Source organism: Streptomyces sp. TE5632, from assembly GCF_054061295.1.
The window spans coordinates 167,800-183,741 of sequence record NZ_JBSSEA010000003.1 but is presented as its reverse complement, the minus strand read 5'-3'; the positions used below and the strand labels follow the sequence as shown (position 1 = coordinate 183,741).

Below are 15,942 nucleotides of genomic sequence, written 5' to 3'. Positions count from 1 at the left end.
GTGAAGCGCTGCTCGCGGTGCGGAGAGTCCAAGCCGCGGGCAGCCTTCACCGGCAACAGAGCGGCCCGTGAGGGGCTGCGGGCCTACTGCCGGAAATGCTGGGCGGGATACCACCGGGCCCGCCAACTGGCCAGGGGGAAGAAGGTCCGGCCGAGGGTGGAGGCGCCTGAGGGGCACAAGTTCTGTCGCAGCCGCGGTGAGACCAAACCTCACAGCGAGTGGCATCGCAATGCCGGCGCTTCCGATGGCCTTTTGACGAGCTGCAAGGCTTGCCGGGCGGACAAGGGGCGTGCAGGCCGCCTGAAGCGCAAGTACGGCATCACCGAAGCTGAGCGTGACGAGCTGATCGCCTCTCAAGGGGGCGCCTGCTGCATATGTTTGTCTGCCCCGGCCGCACATGTGGATCACTGCCACAAGACGGGTAGGGTCCGTGGCGTACTGTGCTTCAGCTGCAATGCCGCACTGGGGCAGTTCAAGGACCGGCCCGATGCCATAAGGCGGGCTGCCGCTTACGTGGAAGGAATCGCGTGGAAGCCAACACTCGTAGCACCGGGCGTCTACCGGCTGCCTTCCTGACTCCTGGGTCGTCGTCCTTCATGGACTTCCTGTCCGAGCATCAGCCCGAGATGCTCCCGGGGAAGCGGCAGCTGCCGCCCGTTCAGGGCGTGCTCGAGGCGCCGCACGGTACGACGATCGTGGCCGCGAGCTTTCCCGGTGGTGTCGTGCTCGCCGGTGACCGCCGGGCCACCATGGGCAACGTCATCGCTCAGCGGGACATCGAGAAGGTGTTCCCGGCGGACGAGTACTCGGCGGTGGGCATCGCCGGTACGGCGGGGCTCGCCGTGGAGATGGTGAAGCTGTTCCAGCTGGAGCTGGAGCACTTCGAGAAGGTCGAGGGGACGCAGCTGTCCCTGGAGGGCAAGGCGAACCGGCTGTCGACCATGATCCGGTCCAACCTCGCGATGGCGATGCAGGGGCTGGCCGTGGTCCCGCTGTTCGCGGGGTACGACACGGACCGGGAGAAGGGGCGGATCTTCTCCTACGACGTCACGGGCGGGCGCTCGGAGGAGAAGGGGTACGCCGCCACCGGTTCCGGGTCCGTCTTCGCGCGCAGCGCCATGAAGAAGCTCTTCCGGGACGACCTGAGCGAGACCGAGGCGACCACACTGGTCGTGCAGGCCCTGTACGACGCGGCGGACGACGACTCGGCGACCGGCGGTCCCGATGTCGCCCGGCGGATCTACCCGATCGTCACGGTGATCACCGAGGACGGCTACCGCAGGCTCTCCGAGGACGAGGCGTCCGGGATCGCCCGGTCCGTGCTGGAGCGGCGGCTGGAGCAGCCGGACGGCCCGCGGGCCTCGCTGCTGTAGGGCGGGCGGTTCGATGCCGAGGGACCTCCATCCAGTGACTTCGACAGAAAGGGACGGTTGACCCGTGTCGACGCCGTTCTATGTCTCACCCCAGCAGGCGATGGCCGACCGGGCGGAGTACGCCCGCAAGGGGATCGCCCGTGGCCGCAGCCTGGTCGTGCTGCAGTACGCCGACGGCATCGTGTTCGTCGGTGAGAACCCGTCCCGTGCGTTGCACAAGTTCAGTGAGATCTACGACCGGATCGGCTTCGCCGCCGCCGGCAAGTACAACGAGTACGAGAACCTGCGGATCGGCGGTGTGCGCTACGCCGATCTGCGGGGTTACACCTATGACCGTGACGACGTGACCGCCCGGGGCCTGGCGAACGTGTACGCGCAGACGCTGGGGACGATCTTCTCGAGTGCGGCGGAGAAGCCGTACGAGGTGGAGCTGGTGGTGGCCGAGGTCGGGGAGACCCCGGAGGGCGACCAGATCTACCGGTTGCCGCACGACGGTTCCATCGTGGACGAGCACGGCTCGGTGGCGGTGGGGGGCAACGCGGAGCAGATCAGCGGGTATCTGGATCAGCGCCACCGGGACGGGATGACGCTGGCCCAGGCACTGGAGCTGGCGGTGCAGTCGCTGTCGCGGGACACCAACGGCGGTGAGCGGGAGATTCCCGCGGAGCGGCTGGAGGTGGCGGTGCTGGACCGCACGCGGCCGCAGCAGCGGAAGTTCCGGCGGATCACGGGACGGCAGCTGGCGCGGCTGCTGGAGGCCGGCGGCGCGGAGACGGTGTCCGAGGCGGAGGCCGGGACGGACACGGAGACCGGGGCCGGGAGCGAGGAGTAGGCGCGTCCGGAGCGGGCCTGTCGGTGACGGGGCGGGGGCGACCCCCGCCCCGTCACCTTTCCGCTTCAGGGGTGTGCGGCGGCCGGGCCGGTCGAGCCCCGGGGCACCAGGTGGACGGGGATGTCCCCGGCCTCGGGGTCGCGGTGGTCCAGGACCGCGAGGAGGGCCTGCATGCCGCGTTCGCCGAAGAGCTCCGCGTCGAGGCGGACCGTGGTGAGTTCCGGGTCGAGGGCCGTGGCCAGGGCCAGGTCGTCGAGGCCGGTGACGGAGAGGTCGTCGGGGATGCGCAGGCCCAGGCGGCGGGCCGCCTTGTAGGTGCCGGCCGCGAGCTGGTCGTCGTCGCAGATGACGGCGGTGGGGCGGTCGGGTCCGGTGAGGGCGGCCTGGGCGGCGGTGACGGCGCCCTGGATGGAGATGGGCGAGCGGGCCGTGCGGAGCGTGGTGCCGGGGGTCGCGGCCAGTCGGGTGGTCAGTTCGCGGGCGCGTACCTCGAAGGTCCAGGAGGGGACGTCGGCGGCCAGGTGGAGGAAGCTGCGGTGGCCCAGGGCCACGAGGTGGCGGGTGATCTGGCGGATGCCGTCGGCGATGTCGAGGTTGACCGTGGCGGCGCCCGGGTTGCTCGCGGGGTCGCTGTCGAGCATGACCAGGGGGAGCTGGTCACCGCGGATGTCGGTCAGGGCGTCGGCGGCCATGGAGGAGGCGATGACGCCGTCGAGCGCGGCCTGCGCCGAGGCGAAGGGGTTGCGTGCGGGGCCGATGCCCTCGGGTGAGGGGTAGAGGACCACGCCGAAGCCGTGCTGGGCGGCGATGCGGGCGGCTCCGGTGTAGACGCCGGCGAAGAACTCGGTGGTGAGGGCGGGGACGACGAGAAGGACGGTGCGGGTGTGTCCGAGGCGTAGGTTGCGGGCGGCGAGGTTGGGGCGGTAGCCGAGGCGGTGCGCGGCGTCGCGTACGCGCTGTGCGGTGGCCTCCGAGACGCGGCCGCGCCATTTGTCGCCCATGACGAGGGACACGGCGGCCTGGGAGACGCCGGCGGCTTGGGCGACGTCCCTGCTCGTGGGGCGGATCTGGGCTCGGGCCACCGTGGGGCCGCTCCTTCGTCTGGACTCCGTCTGGACTGGCGAACAGCCGACATGGTACGTATGGGGACCTTAGTTATACGTACAACGTCGATGATTCCGGTGGACGCCGGTAGTGAGTGGAGGCGCGGCATGGCCACGGGATACCTGGAGATCCTCCGGGCGCGGCACGCCACTCGGCTGTTGGTGGGCACGCTGGTCGGGCGGCTGCCGAACGCGACCGCGGCCATCGCGATCGTGTTGTTCGTCCGCGCGCAGGGCGGTTCGTACAGTCTGGCCGGTGCCCTGGCGGCGGTGTACGGCGTCGCCAACGCGGTCGGCCAGCCGGTGCTGGGGCGCCTGGTGGATCTGCGGGGGCAGCCGCGGGTGCAGTTGCCGGCCGCGGTGCTGTCGGCGCTGGCGATGGCGGTCTTCGCCTTCGTGGGGATCGAGCCGCGGACCGCGGCCTACGCGTCGGTGGCCGCCGCGGGGCTGTTCACACCGCCGTTGGAGGGCGGGCTGCGGGCCCTGTGGTCCTCGGTGCTGCACCGGGAGGAGCAGATCCACCGGGCGTACGCGATGGACGCGGTGGCGCAGGAGGTCATGTTCACCGTCGGGCCGCTGCTCGTGACGGTGTGCGCGTCGCTGTGGTCGCCCCAGGCCGCGCTGCTGGTGCTGAACGTGCTGGGGGTGCTGGGCGCCCTGTCCGTGGTCGTGTCGGCGCCCTCGCGCGCGTGGCGGTCGGCGCCGCGTGAGGCGCACTGGCTGGGCGCGCTGCGCTCGCCGGGGCTGCTGGCGCTGCTGGGCGCCTTCCTGTTCGTCGGTGTCGCGATGGGGTCCATCACGGTGGCGTCGGTGCCGTACGCGGACGGACACGGGGGCGACCATGTGTACGGCTGGCTGATGGCGGGTCTCGGTTTCGGCGCGCTCATCGGCGGTATGGCGTACGGGGCTCGGCAGTGGGCGGGTGAGCCGGCGCGGCGACTTCAGGTGCTGGTCGCGTTTCTGGCGGTGTGTTACCTGCCGCTGACGCTGATGCCGGGCGCGGTGGCGATGACCTTCCTCACGGTGCTCGCGGGTGTGTTCCTGGCCCCGGTGATCGCCTGTGCCTTCGTGCTGGTGGACCGGCACGCGCCGGCCGGGACGGTCACGGAGGCGTTCTCGTGGCTGGTGACGATGTTCACGGTGGGTGCCTCGGTGGGAACGGGCCTGGCGGGCCCGGTGGTCGAGGCGGGTGGCGCGCAGTGGGGGTTCGCGGTTCCGGCCGCCGCGGGAGCTGTGGCTTTGCTGGTTTTGATTTCCACCGGACGGGTATTGGGGGTTGCCGTTCAGGGGGCGGTCGTTGCGGTCGGTTCGGAAAATGATCCGAACCGTGCCCTCGAACCTCGTTTGGGTTCAGGGGATCGGGCGTAATGTTCAGTCATGGACCGCCGCATTTTCGGGCTGGAGAACGAGTACGGCGTCACGTGCACGTTCAGGGGACAGCGGCGCCTGTCTCCTGACGAGGTGGCGCGGTACCTCTTCCGCCGTGTTGTGTCATGGGGCCGAAGCAGCAATGTTTTTCTGCGCAACGGCGCCCGTCTCTATCTCGACGTGGGGTCGCATCCGGAATACGCCACGCCCGAATGTGACAACGTGACCGAGCTGGTCACGCACGACAAGGCCGGGGAGCGCATTCTCGAAGGGCTCCAAGTGGACGCCGAACGACGCCTGCACGAGGAGGGAATCGCAGGCGACGTCTACCTGTTCAAGAACAACACCGACTCGGCGGGAAACTCGTACGGGTGCCACGAGAACTATCTGGTGGCGCGGCACGGGGAGTTCTCGCGACTCGCGGACATCCTCATCCCGTTCCTGGTGACCCGCCAGCTGCTGTGCGGTGCCGGGAAGGTGCTGCAGACGCCGCGTGGAGCCGTCTACTGCGTCAGTCAGCGGGCGGAGCACATCTGGGAGGGAGTCTCCTCGGCGACGACCCGTTCCCGGCCGATCATCAACACGCGTGACGAACCGCACGCGGACGCCGAGCGCTATCGCCGGCTGCACGTCATCGTGGGCGACTCGAACATGTCCGAGACGACCATGCTGCTGAAGGTCGGCGCCACCGATCTGGTGCTGCGCATGATCGAGGCGGGCACGGTGATGCGTGACCTCACCCTGGAGAACCCGATCCGGGCGATCCGTGAGGTGAGCCATGACATCACCGGCCGCCGCAAGGTCCGCCTGGCGAGCGGCCGTGAGGCCTCCGCGCTGGAGGTGCAGCGCGAGTACTACGAGAAGGCGCTGGACTTCTGCGAGCGTCGCGGTATCCGCACCGGCACCGTCGAGCAGGTGCTCGAACTGTGGGGCCGTACGCTGGACGCGATCGAGGCCGAGGACCTCGACCGTATCGACACCGAGATCGACTGGGTCATGAAGTACAAGCTCATCGAGCGGTACCGGGCCAAGCACAACATGACCATGTCGCATCCGCGGGTCGCGCAGATAGACCTCGCCTACCACGACATCCACCGCCGTCGTGGTCTCTACTACCTGCTGGAGAAGAAGGGGCAGGCCGCCCGGATCTGCGACGATCTGAAGATCTTCGAGGGCAAGTCCGTTCCGCCGCAGACCACCCGGGCGCGGTTGCGCGGTGACTTCATCCGTCGGGCGCAGGAGCAGCGGCGGGACTTCACCGTCGACTGGGTCCACCTCAAGCTCAACGACCAGGCACAGCGGACGGTGTTGTGCAAGGACCCGTTCCGGTCGGTGGACGAGCGGGTGGAGAAGCTGATCGCCGGAATGTGAGACAGAGTGTTCCGCGGATCCCAGGAACCGTGGAACGCCACACGGGCGCCGCACGTTACTCAGTGCGGCGCCCTTCTCACGCCGTAGAGTTGCGCGGACGCCACCCACAGGATCAACGATTACGAGGCCCCCACCGTGCGCCGACGCTCACTCCTCATTGCCGTACCCGCCGGACTGGTCACCCTCGCCGCGTGCGGCGACGGTGAGTCCGATTCGAGCGAGGCCAGCGAGAGCGCCTCGCCGTCGGCTCCGGACGCCTCGGCCGCGCCGTCGCCGAAGATCGTCGACGGTCCGCTGCCGGCGATCACCGAGGGCGTGAAGTTCGGCGAGAAGCCCACGATCGCGAAGGGCAGCGGTGAGCCGTCCAAGGATCTCGCGGTGAAGACGGTCATCGCGGGCGGCGGCAGGACCATCGCCGAGAACGACTTCGTGGTGGCCCACTACCTGGGCCAGGTGTGGAGCACGGCGAAGGTGTTCGACAACTCCTACGACCGCAAGAGCCCGCTGGCGATCCAGCTGGCCCAGGGCAGCATCATCGACGGCTGGCGGTACGCGCTGGCTGGCCGCAAGGCCGGCAGCCGGGTCGAGATGGCCGTCCCGCCCACCTGGGGATACGGCACGCAGGGCAATGAGCAGGGGGGCATCAAGGGCACCGACACGTTGGTGTTCGTGGTGGACGTGCAGGACGCGTTCAATGCCAAGAGCTCCGCCAAGGGCACCGAGGTCGCCCAGGACGACACCGGTCTGCCCAAGGTGGGTACCAACACCGACGGCAAGGCCCCCGCCATCGAGGTGCCCGACGCGGCCGCCCCGGAGAAGCTCGTGTCGAGCTACGTCCTCGAGGGCGACGGACCGAAGGTCGGTGCCGAGGACAGCGTGCTCGTGCAGTACAAGGGCGTGCTGTGGGACGGCGGCAAGGAGTTCGACTCGACGTACTCCCGGGAGCAGCTGACCTCGTTCTCGTTGCAGCAGGTCGTCAAGGGCTGGGCGCAGGGACTCACCGGGAAGAAGGTCGGCAGCCGGGTCCTCATCGTCATTCCGCCGGAGCTGGGTTACGGCGACAACCCGCCGCAGGGCAGTGACATCAAGAAGGACTCCACACTGGTCTTCTCGGTCGACATCCTCGCGAAGTTGTGACCGCGCGTGATGTAAGACTGTGTGTGTTCGCCTTTCCGTAGACAAGCAGGAGCGTTAGACGTGAGCATCGACAAGCCCGAGATCGACTTCCCGGGCGGCGAGCCCCCGGCGGACCTCGAGATCAAGGACATCTGGGAGGGCGACGGGGAGGTGGCGCAGGCGGGTCAGACCGTCACCGTCCACTACGTCGGTGTCGCCTTCAGCACGGGTGAGGAGTTCGACGCCAGCTGGAACCGTGGCACTCCGTTCCGCTTCCCGCTGGGCGGCGGCCGGGTCATCAAGGGCTGGGACCAGGGTGTGCAGGGCATGAAGGTCGGTGGCCGTCGCCAGCTGACCATTCCCGCCCACCTCGCCTACGGCAACCAGAGCCCGACTCCGGCGATCAAGCCCGGCGAGACACTGATCTTCGTGGTCGACCTGCTCGGCGTCTGATCGCCCACTCGATCGCGGCCTGATCGCCGTCGGGTCGGGTTACGACCGGAGTCGATCACCTGGGGTCCATGCCTGCCCGGGCATGGGCCCTCGGCTTTTGCCGCGCCACCACGGGGCGGTACGGTCATCGGACTGAGCACCATAGGGAGGCGAAGGGCGTCGATGGCCATTGCCAAGGCCGAGCGGCTGATGAACCTGGCGCTGTGTCTGCTGGGGACGCGGCGGCCACTGAGCAAGCGTGAGCTGCGCGAGTCCGTCGAGGCATACCTCGAGGCGGCCTCCGACGACGCCTTCAACCGGATGTTCGAGCGCGACAAGGACGATCTGCGCGAACTCGGGCTCGTCATCGAGACCGTCGAGAACCTCGACGGCGAGGTCGGCTATCTGGCCCGGCGGGACAGCAACCGCCTGCCGCCCATCACCCTCGACGCGGAGGAGGCCGCCGCGCTGGGGCTGGCGGCCAAGGTGTGGCAGCAGGCCAGACTGGCCGGTGCGGCCAGCGGTGCCCTGCAGAAGCTGCGGGCGGCGGGGCTGCCCGAGGACGTCGACCCCTACGGGGCGCACAGTGCGCTCGAACCGCGCATCCCCGTGCACGAGGCCGCCTTCGAACCGCTGATGCTGGCCTGCCGCGACCGCCGGCCGGTCGTCTTCGACTACCGCAAGGCCAACGCCGTGCAACCCGAATCCCGCCATGTCGAGCCATGGGCGCTGGAATGCTGGCGGGGCCACTGGTATCTGGCGGGCTGGGACCGCGACCGAGGCGCCGAGCGGGTGTTCCGGCTGTCCCGGATCACCGGCAAGGTGCGCTCACGCGGCACTCGTTACACCACCCCGGTGCCGGACGTCGTCACCGTCCGCGAGACGGTGGCGAGCTGGGCGGGGGAGAGCGCCGACCGCTCCGCGCGCATCCGGCTGCGCTCCGACGCGGGGTACCCCCTTCGGGCGAAAGCCACCGCGGTACGGGAACTCGGTGACGGCTGGGAAGAGTTGGAGATTCCGTACGGGCACGGCCTGGATGCCTGGCTGGTGGAGTTCGGAGCGGACGTGGTGGTCCTGGAGCCCGCCGAGCTGCGGGCCGACGTGGTGGACCGGCTGCGCGCCGTCGCCAAGGGCTGAGGGGACGGACAAGAACGTGGCAGGCAAACCGGTCAGGCCAGTCAACGCCATCGACCAGACCCGGCGGATGCTCTCCCTGGTGACCTATCTGCGGGAGCGCCCCGGCGCCCGGATCGAGGACGTCGCGCGCGCCTTCGGCATCACCGAGGACGAGCTGGTCTCCGACCTCGACGTGCTGCCCATGTGCGGCACCAGCTTCCGAGGCGGCGATCTGCTGGACATCGACACCGACGGCGAGCGCATCTGGTGGCACAACCCGGCCGCCCTCGGGGCGGAGGCCGCGGAACCGCTGCGGCTCGCCGCAGACGAGGCCACCGCCCTGCTGGTCGCCGCACGGGCCGTGGCCACGCTGCCCGGTCTGCGGGAGAGCGACCGGCAGGCGCTGCTGCGGGCCACCGCCAAGGTGGAGACGGCGGCCGGTGAGGCGGCGGGCGCCAGCTCCCGGCTGTCGGTGACCTTCGAGTCCGAGGGCGGCGTGTTCGCGGACGTCGACCGGGCCATCGCCGAGCGCCGCAGACTCTGGATCCGCTACTACTCGCCCGCACGCGACGAGCTCAGCGAGCGTGAGATCGACCCCATCCGCCTGGTCAGCGTCGGGCACACCTATGTCGAGGCATGGTGCCGTCGCTCCGAGGCGCGGCGCACGTTCCGGCTCGACAGGGTCGCCGAGATCCGCATCCTCGACGAACCGTCCGCGCCGCCCGAGGTCGAACTGCGGGACCTGTCGGAGGGGCTGGTACAGCCGGCCGCGGAGGATCCGGAGGTCGTGGTCGAGGTGGGGCCGGGCGGGCGCTGGGTCGCCGAGTACTACCCGCACGACAGCGCGGATGAGCTGGCCGACGGCGGGCTGCGTATCACCTTGCGGACGCCCGACCCGGCGTCGCTGAAGCGGCTGGCGCTGCGGCTCGGGCAGGACGGCCGGATCGTCGCGCCGCACGATCTCGCCGAGAGTGCCCGGCGGGCGGCCCGCGAGGCGCTGGCGGCGTACGACGGGGCCGGGGCGGCCGGATGAGCGGACCGCGCGCCGTACGCGTGGTCCGGGGCGGGCAGGACGACAGGCAGGAGCGAGGGCTGTGAGCGAGTCGGCGACCCCTGGTGTTCGGGGCATCACGGTGGCGTCCGCGTTCTCCGGGATGAGAAGCGTGGCGCCGGTCGTGTTCCGGGCGGGCTGCCCGGACTGCAGGGGGCGTTTCGAGCTCGCCGCGAGCGCGCTGCGTCTGGTCATAGGCGCCAGCAGACGGACCACTTTCTACTCGTTCACCTGCCCCGCGTGCGAGACCGCGGTCCGCAAGCCGGCCGGAGAGCGGGTCGTCGAACTGCTCACCGGCGGCGGGGTCAGCACCCTGCGGCTGCACTCCACCGCGTAGGACCTCCGCGGCGGGACGGTCTAGGCTCGACCCCATGTTCTGGCCGATGTTCGCGGTTGCTGTGGGGTTCCTGGGTCTTGTGGTGCTCGGGGTGTTCGCCGTACGGGTCTTCGTCGAGGCGGAGCGGCTCGGCAGACAGGTCAGTGACTCGGCGCGGCGCATCAACCGGGCCGCGGAGGACCTGGAGCGGGCGGCGACCGGCGCGGCCCGCTCCGCGGAGGCCCTCTGATCGGTTTCCGGACCGCCCTCCTGGCCGCTTCGCCCTGTCACCCTGCCGACCCGGGCGGGTACGCTGGCTGACCGCGGCCCGGAGAACGAGGCCCGGACCGCGGACGGGAGTACGCACGGGGATAGCCTCACGTTCACCCCTGAGCGTTACGATCGCTGGCAACGCGATTGTCGGACGCGTGTCTGAACGGTCGTACGGTCGGGCACAGCAGCACCCACCCCCCAGCAGCCTCGGTGAGAAGGTAAAGATTATGTTCGGTGGCAAGATCGGCACCCCCGAGATCGTTCTCATCCTCGTCGTCGTCATCCTGCTGTTCGGTGCGAAGAAGCTTCCGGACATGGCGCGGTCCCTCGGCAAGTCCGCCCGCATCCTCAAGAGCGAGGCGAAGGCCATGAAGGAGGACAAGGGGGACAAGTCCTCCGCCCCGGCCGACCCGCCCGCCCCCGGCGACGAGTCCTCGGCGCAGCGCACCATCCAGGCCGCCCCCGGTGACGTGACCAGCTCCCGCCCGGTCGCGGAGCCGACGGACACGACCAAGCGCTGACGCAGGGCCGGACGCTCTCCAGCCCGCCGCACGAGATGGGAACGTGGGTTGCTCAAGACTGCCCGCAACACGAAGAAGAAGGATTCTGAGGGGCGCATGCCTCTTGCGGAGCACCTTCGCGAGCTCCGCAACCGGCTCGTGAAGAGTCTCGCGGCGATCGTCGTCGCAACTGTGATCACGGCCTTCTTCTACAAGGACATCATTGAGTTCTTCACGGATCCCATCCTGGTTGCAGTGGGGTGTGAGTACAGCTTCGCCGAACTGGCGAAGGGCACCAGCGAGACTCAGTGTGCGCGTATCGTGCAGAACGGCCTGCTGAGTCCGTTCACCCTCGCCCTCACGGTCGCGCTGTCGTCAGGTGTCGTACTGGCCACACCCGTGTGGCTCTACCAACTCTGGGCCTTCGTCGCGCCGGGGCTCCATCGTCACGAGAAGAAGTACAGCCTCGCCTTCGTGGCTGCCGGGTTCCCCTTGTTCGTCTCGGGGGCCTACTTCGCATACTGGTCGCTGCCGAAGATGGCCTCGGTAATGATCGAGTTCTCCATCATCGGAAGCGACAACCAACTGCCTCTCGATGATCTCCTGCAGCTGATCATGCGGATGATCATCGTCTTCGGTCTTTCCTTCGAGCTGCCGCTGCTTCTGGTGATGCTCAACTTCGGGTCTGTGTTGTCCGGCCAGAGGATGGCAGGCTGGTGGCGCGGAATGATCATGGGCATCACGCTCTTCGCGGCGATCGCCACGCCCAGCACCGACCCGATCTCGATGCTCGCGCTCGCCGGTCCCATCTGGGTCCTGTACTTCGGCGCGGTGTCGGTCGCGTTGCTCAACGACCGGCGCCGGGCCCGCCGCGAAGCCGAAGGCCCCGCCGACGACGAGGCATCGGTGCTTGATTTGACTCCAGAGGATGTGGGCGAGGCCGAGCCCGTGTCGGCCAGTCGGCAGCTGCCGCAACAGGCCAACGACGATTCAGGGCGCACGAAGGGGTTCGAGGACATCACCTGAGCTCCACAGTGTCATGAACCCAATGGGGGCGGCCCACCGTCAAGCAGTGGGCCGCCCTTCGTCATCGGTCAGATGTCAGATGCTGGGGGAGCCGCCGAGAGACCAGGTGCCGCCACCTGCGCCGTCATTTTGAATATCCCACGCAACGTGACCATCGGCGGTCCATCCGCCCGTGGTGCTGCTGTAGTGACTGTCGCCCGTGACCCGGGTGCTCCCGGATTCCTTGTAGTTGACGGTCCCCGCGATGTTGAAGTTTTGGTTCTTGTAGTCCGCGTCGTTCCGCTCCAGCCGGAGGTTCAGGACGAGGTCTTCCATGCCGGCGCTCAGGCCGCCGCCGCCGTCCTTCCAGGAGATGTCGGCGTACGCGTTGTAGTAGTTGCTGGAGCTGCGGTGTACACAGAGCGTGACATAAAGATCGAGGTTCGGCCCGACCGTGTCGAACTCCTTGTGCTGTTGGCTGCTGCACTTGGTGGCAGCGGCAGCCATGGCAGAGCCCGGCGTCATGACGACTGCGCCAGCCGCAGTCATGCCCACTACCGCGGCGGCACTGGTCAAGCGCACGATCCTACGCTTCATGCCTCTCCCGATCGACAGGATCCGAACGATCAGCGAACGTGTGTTCACCGTGGTGTGATCATTTCGCGGAGGACGCGGAGGACGCGGAGGACGCGGAGGACGCGGAGGGTGTCAAGGTCATTTCGGAATATGACTGAAATGCATCTCGAAGTCGGCCCGAGGCTCCGCCTGCTGAACTGCTTCTTGAGGCGGGCGTCACACCTGCCTCTGACAGGCCGCATTCCGGACTCCAGGCCGGGGCGCCCGTGCTCACGTCGCGTGGCCGCCCCTTCGGGATAATGATCGTCCTGTTGTCAGTGCGGCCCGGTACGCTCGGGAGCACGATGACAGAGGACCTCTCACCGGCCGAGCGGTACGCGGCAGCACGCAGGCGCGCTGCCGAGCAGGCCACCGCGCTCGCCTCCTTCCGCGAGATGTACGACTTCGGCCTCGACCCCTTCCAGATCGAGGCATGCCAGGCGCTCGAAGCGGGGAAGGGCGTGCTGGTGGCCGCGCCCACCGGCTCCGGCAAGACGATCGTCGGCGAGTTCGCCGTCCACCTCGCCCTCCAGCAGGGCAAGAAGTGCTTCTACACGACGCCCATCAAGGCGCTCTCGAACCAGAAGTACACCGATCTGTGCCGCCGTTACGGCACCGACAAGGTCGGTCTGCTCACCGGCGACAACAGCGTCAACTCCGGAGCCCCCGTGGTCGTGATGACCACCGAGGTGCTGCGGAACATGCTGTACGCGGGCTCGCAGACGCTCCTCGGCCTCGGGTACGTGGTCATGGACGAGGTGCACTACCTCTCCGACCGCTTCCGGGGCGCCGTCTGGGAGGAAGTGATCATCCACCTTCCCGAGTCGGTGACCCTGGTGTCACTGTCGGCGACGGTGTCGAACGCCGAGGAGTTCGGCGACTGGCTGGACACCGTCCGCGGTGACACCGAGGTGATCGTCTCCGAGCACCGGCCCGTGCCGTTGTTCCAGCACGTGCTCGCCGGGCGCCGGATCTACGACCTGTTCGAGGAGGGCGAGGGCCAGAAGAAGGCCGTGAACCCCGACCTCGTGCGAATGGCCCGGATGGAGGCGACCCGCCCGTCGTGGGGCGACCGGCGCCGCGGCCGCGCCATGCGCGAGGCGGACCGGGAGCGTGAGCGCAGACAGCGCTCACGGGTCTGGACACCGGGCCGCCCCGAGGTGATCGAGCGGCTCGACGCACAGGGCCTGCTGCCCGCCATCACCTTCATCTTCAGCCGTGCCGCCTGCGAGGCCGCCGTCCAGCAGTGCCTGTACGCGGGCCTCAGGCTCAACGACGACCAGGCGCGGGAGCAGGTCCGCTCCCTCGTCGAGGAGCGCACCGCCTCCATTCCGGCCGAGGACCTGCACGTCCTCGGCTACTACGAGTGGCTGGAGGGCCTGGAGCGCGGCATCGCGGCCCACCACGCGGGCATGCTGCCGACGTTCAAGGAGGTCGTCGAGGAACTGTTCGTCCGCGGCCTGGTCAAGGCGGTCTTCGCGACCGAGACCCTCGCCCTCGGCATCAACATGCCCGCCCGCTCGGTGGTGCTGGAGAAGCTCGTCAAGTGGAACGGCGAGCAGCACGCCGACATCACTCCCGGTGAGTACACCCAGTTGACCGGCCGGGCCGGCCGGCGCGGCATCGACGTCGAGGGCCACGCGGTCGTGCTGTGGCAGCGCGGCATGAACCCCGAGCACCTCGCGGGACTGGCCGGCACGCGTACGTATCCGCTGCGGTCCAGCTTCAAGCCGTCGTACAACATGGCGGTCAACCTGGTCGAGCAGTTCGGCCGGCACCGCTCGCGCGAGTTGCTGGAGACGTCGTTCGCGCAGTTCCAGGCGGACAAGTCGGTGGTCGGCATCTCGCGGCAGGTACAGCGCAACGAGGAGGGCCTCGAGGGCTACCAGGCCTCCATGACCTGTCACCTCGGTGACTTCGAGGAGTACGCGCGGCTGCGCCGCGACCTCAAGGACCGGGAGACGGAGCTGGCCCGCGAGGGCGTGGCGCAGCGGCACGCGGAGGCGGCCGTCGCGCTGGAGAAGCTCAAGCCCGGTGACGTCATCCACGTACCCACCGGCAAGTACGCGGGGCTGGCGCTGGTCCTCGACCCGGGGCTGCCCGCGGGCCGCGCGGGCGGCCACCGCGGCGTCGAGTACCACGACGGTCCGCGCCCCCTGGTGCTGACCGCGGAGCGGCAGGTCAAGCGGCTGGCGTCGATCGACTTCCCGGTGCCCGTCGAGGCGCTGGAGCGGATGCGCATCCCGAAGTCGTTCAACGCGCGCTCACCGCAGTCCCGTCGGGACCTGGCGTCCGCCCTGCGCACCAAGGCCGGGCACATCGTGCCGGAGCGGCACCGCAAGCGGCGTTCCCAGGCGGCCGACGACCGGGAGATCACCCGGCTGCGCAAGGAGATCCGGGCGCATCCGTGCCACGGCTGCGACGACCGGGAGGACCACGCCCGCTGGGCCGAGCGCTACCACCGGCTGCGGCGGGACACCGCGCAGCTGGAGCGACGCATCGAAGGCCGGACGAACACCATCGCCCGCACCTTCGACCGCATCGTCGCCCTGCTGACCGAGTTGGACTATCTGCGGGGCGACGAGGTCACCGAGCACGGCAAGCGGCTCGCCCGGCTGTACGGCGAACTCGACCTGCTGGCCAGCGAATGCCTGCGCGAGGGCGTCTGGGAGCAGCTGGGCCCGGCCGAACTGGCAGCCTGCGTCTCGGCGCTGGTGTACGAGGCCCGGGTCAGCGACGACGCGATGGCGCCCAAGGTGCCCACCGGCAAGGCGAAGGCCGCGCTCGGCGAGATGGTCCGGATCTGGGGGCGCCTCGACGCCCTGGAGGAGGACTTCCGGATCACCCAGACCGAGGGCGTGGGGCAGCGCGAGCCCGACCTCGGCTTCGCCTGGGCCGCCTACATGTGGGCGTCAGGCAAGGGCCTCGACGAGGTGCTGCGCGAGGCGGAGATGCCGGCGGGGGACTTCGTGCGCTGGTGCAAGCAGGTCATCGACGTACTGGGCCAGATCTCGGCCGCGGCACCGGCGGTGGAGGGCTCGACGGTAGCGAAGAACGCCCGCAGGGCGGTGGACGCGCTGCTGAGGGGAGTGGTGGCCTACTCGTCCGTGGGCTGACCGTCCCGGCGCTCCACCCCGCCCGGCCCCGCCCCGAACCGGCCGCCCGGTCGGCCCCGTCCGGTACGCCGTGAAGCCCGGCGCGCTCCGTGCGCGCCGGGCTTCTGCGTACGGTGCGCCCCTGCCGGGAGCATGACGTGGTGGTTCCGTGGGCAGAATCGGGACCCGCACGGCCCCGGCACCACCCCGGACTTCTCCGAGACGCCCGTCCCGGGCACCTCACCCCTTCTCCGCGACACCGCGCAGCGCGAGTGCCCTTCACCCTTCACGGTGAGTGAACACCGCACACCCGTGCGCCGTTACGCACGGTGTTCGATCGGAATCCCAGCGTGCAAATGGGTTCGAGGGTACTCCT

General features: G+C 69.3%; 16 protein-coding genes. 14 read left to right on the top strand and 2 right to left on the bottom strand.

What is annotated here, in order from left to right:
• From ACVW19_RS05905 to prcA, 3 genes are all read left to right on the top strand, one after another.
• Positions 1-576: an endonuclease VII domain-containing protein gene (locus tag ACVW19_RS05905; RefSeq protein ID WP_457457244.1), complete on the top strand. Its 576-nt coding sequence runs from the start codon at positions 1-3 to the stop codon at positions 574-576.
• The gene (gene prcB, locus ACVW19_RS05900; protein ID WP_457457242.1) at positions 528-1,373 is read left to right on the top strand and encodes a proteasome subunit beta; all 846 of its coding nucleotides are present in this window, start codon (positions 528-530) and stop codon (positions 1,371-1,373) included. Before ACVW19_RS05905 ends, prcB begins: the two co-directional genes overlap by 49 nt.
• 64 nt (positions 1,374-1,437) lie before the next feature.
• Positions 1,438-2,205 carry a proteasome subunit alpha gene (prcA, locus tag ACVW19_RS05895; protein ID WP_457457240.1) on the top strand — a complete coding sequence of 256 codons (768 nt, stop codon included), beginning with the start codon at positions 1,438-1,440 and terminating at the stop codon, positions 2,203-2,205.
• Positions 2,206-2,270: 65 nt separating this feature from the next.
• Here the strand turns inward: prcA and ACVW19_RS05890 are convergent, their stop codons facing one another.
• Positions 2,271-3,287, bottom strand: coding sequence for a LacI family DNA-binding transcriptional regulator (locus tag ACVW19_RS05890; protein WP_457457238.1), 1,017 nt, complete (start codon positions 3,285-3,287; stop codon positions 2,271-2,273).
• A gap of 129 nt (positions 3,288-3,416) precedes the next feature.
• Here ACVW19_RS05890 and ACVW19_RS05885 point away from each other — a divergent pair, with 129 nt between their 5' ends.
• The 10 genes from ACVW19_RS05885 (at position 3,417) to tatC (ending at position 11,877) form a co-directional block, all read left to right on the top strand.
• Entirely contained in the window at positions 3,417-4,676 is a 1,260-nt protein-coding gene (locus tag ACVW19_RS05885; RefSeq protein WP_457457236.1) for an MFS transporter, read from the top strand.
• A gap of 9 nt (positions 4,677-4,685) precedes the next feature.
• Positions 4,686-6,047, top strand: coding sequence for a Pup--protein ligase (gene pafA / locus ACVW19_RS05880; protein WP_457457234.1), 1,362 nt, complete (start codon positions 4,686-4,688; stop codon positions 6,045-6,047).
• 135 nt (positions 6,048-6,182) lie between these two features.
• Positions 6,183-7,184 carry an FKBP-type peptidyl-prolyl cis-trans isomerase gene (locus ACVW19_RS05875; protein ID WP_457457232.1) on the top strand — a complete coding sequence of 334 codons (1,002 nt, stop codon included), beginning with the start codon at positions 6,183-6,185 and terminating at the stop codon, positions 7,182-7,184.
• A gap of 60 nt (positions 7,185-7,244) precedes the next feature.
• Positions 7,245-7,616, top strand: coding sequence for an FKBP-type peptidyl-prolyl cis-trans isomerase (locus ACVW19_RS05870; protein ID WP_030835713.1), 372 nt, complete (start codon positions 7,245-7,247; stop codon positions 7,614-7,616).
• A 162-nt stretch (positions 7,617-7,778) separates the two neighbouring features.
• A complete protein-coding gene (locus ACVW19_RS05865; protein WP_457457230.1) occupies positions 7,779-8,732 on the top strand; it encodes a helix-turn-helix transcriptional regulator in 954 nt (317 codons plus the stop codon).
• A 16-nt stretch (positions 8,733-8,748) separates the two neighbouring features.
• Positions 8,749-9,744: a helix-turn-helix transcriptional regulator gene (locus ACVW19_RS05860; protein ID WP_457457228.1), complete on the top strand. Its 996-nt coding sequence runs from the start codon at positions 8,749-8,751 to the stop codon at positions 9,742-9,744.
• Between the two features lie 61 nt (positions 9,745-9,805).
• Positions 9,806-10,099 carry a hypothetical protein gene (locus ACVW19_RS05855; RefSeq protein ID WP_457457227.1) on the top strand — a complete coding sequence of 98 codons (294 nt, stop codon included), beginning with the start codon at positions 9,806-9,808 and terminating at the stop codon, positions 10,097-10,099.
• 34 nt (positions 10,100-10,133) lie between these two features.
• Positions 10,134-10,328, top strand: a complete 195-nt coding sequence (locus ACVW19_RS05850) for a hypothetical protein (RefSeq protein WP_202279055.1) — start codon at positions 10,134-10,136, stop codon at positions 10,326-10,328.
• A gap of 250 nt (positions 10,329-10,578) precedes the next feature.
• On the top strand, positions 10,579-10,872 hold the full coding sequence (tatA, locus tag ACVW19_RS05845) for a Sec-independent protein translocase subunit TatA (protein WP_457457225.1): 294 nt from the start codon (positions 10,579-10,581) through the stop codon (positions 10,870-10,872).
• Between the two features lie 48 nt (positions 10,873-10,920).
• Entirely contained in the window at positions 10,921-11,877 is a 957-nt protein-coding gene (tatC, locus tag ACVW19_RS05840) for a twin-arginine translocase subunit TatC (RefSeq protein WP_457457223.1), read from the top strand.
• A 75-nt stretch (positions 11,878-11,952) separates the two neighbouring features.
• Here the strand turns inward: tatC and ACVW19_RS05835 are convergent, their stop codons facing one another.
• Positions 11,953-12,438, bottom strand: a complete 486-nt coding sequence (locus tag ACVW19_RS05835; RefSeq protein WP_457464457.1) for a hypothetical protein — start codon at positions 12,436-12,438, stop codon at positions 11,953-11,955.
• A gap of 293 nt (positions 12,439-12,731) precedes the next feature.
• Between ACVW19_RS05835 and ACVW19_RS05830 the strand changes: the two genes are divergently transcribed.
• Entirely contained in the window at positions 12,732-15,587 is a 2,856-nt protein-coding gene (locus tag ACVW19_RS05830) for a DEAD/DEAH box helicase (RefSeq protein ID WP_457457221.1), read from the top strand.
• Positions 15,588-15,942 lie beyond the last annotated feature (355 nt).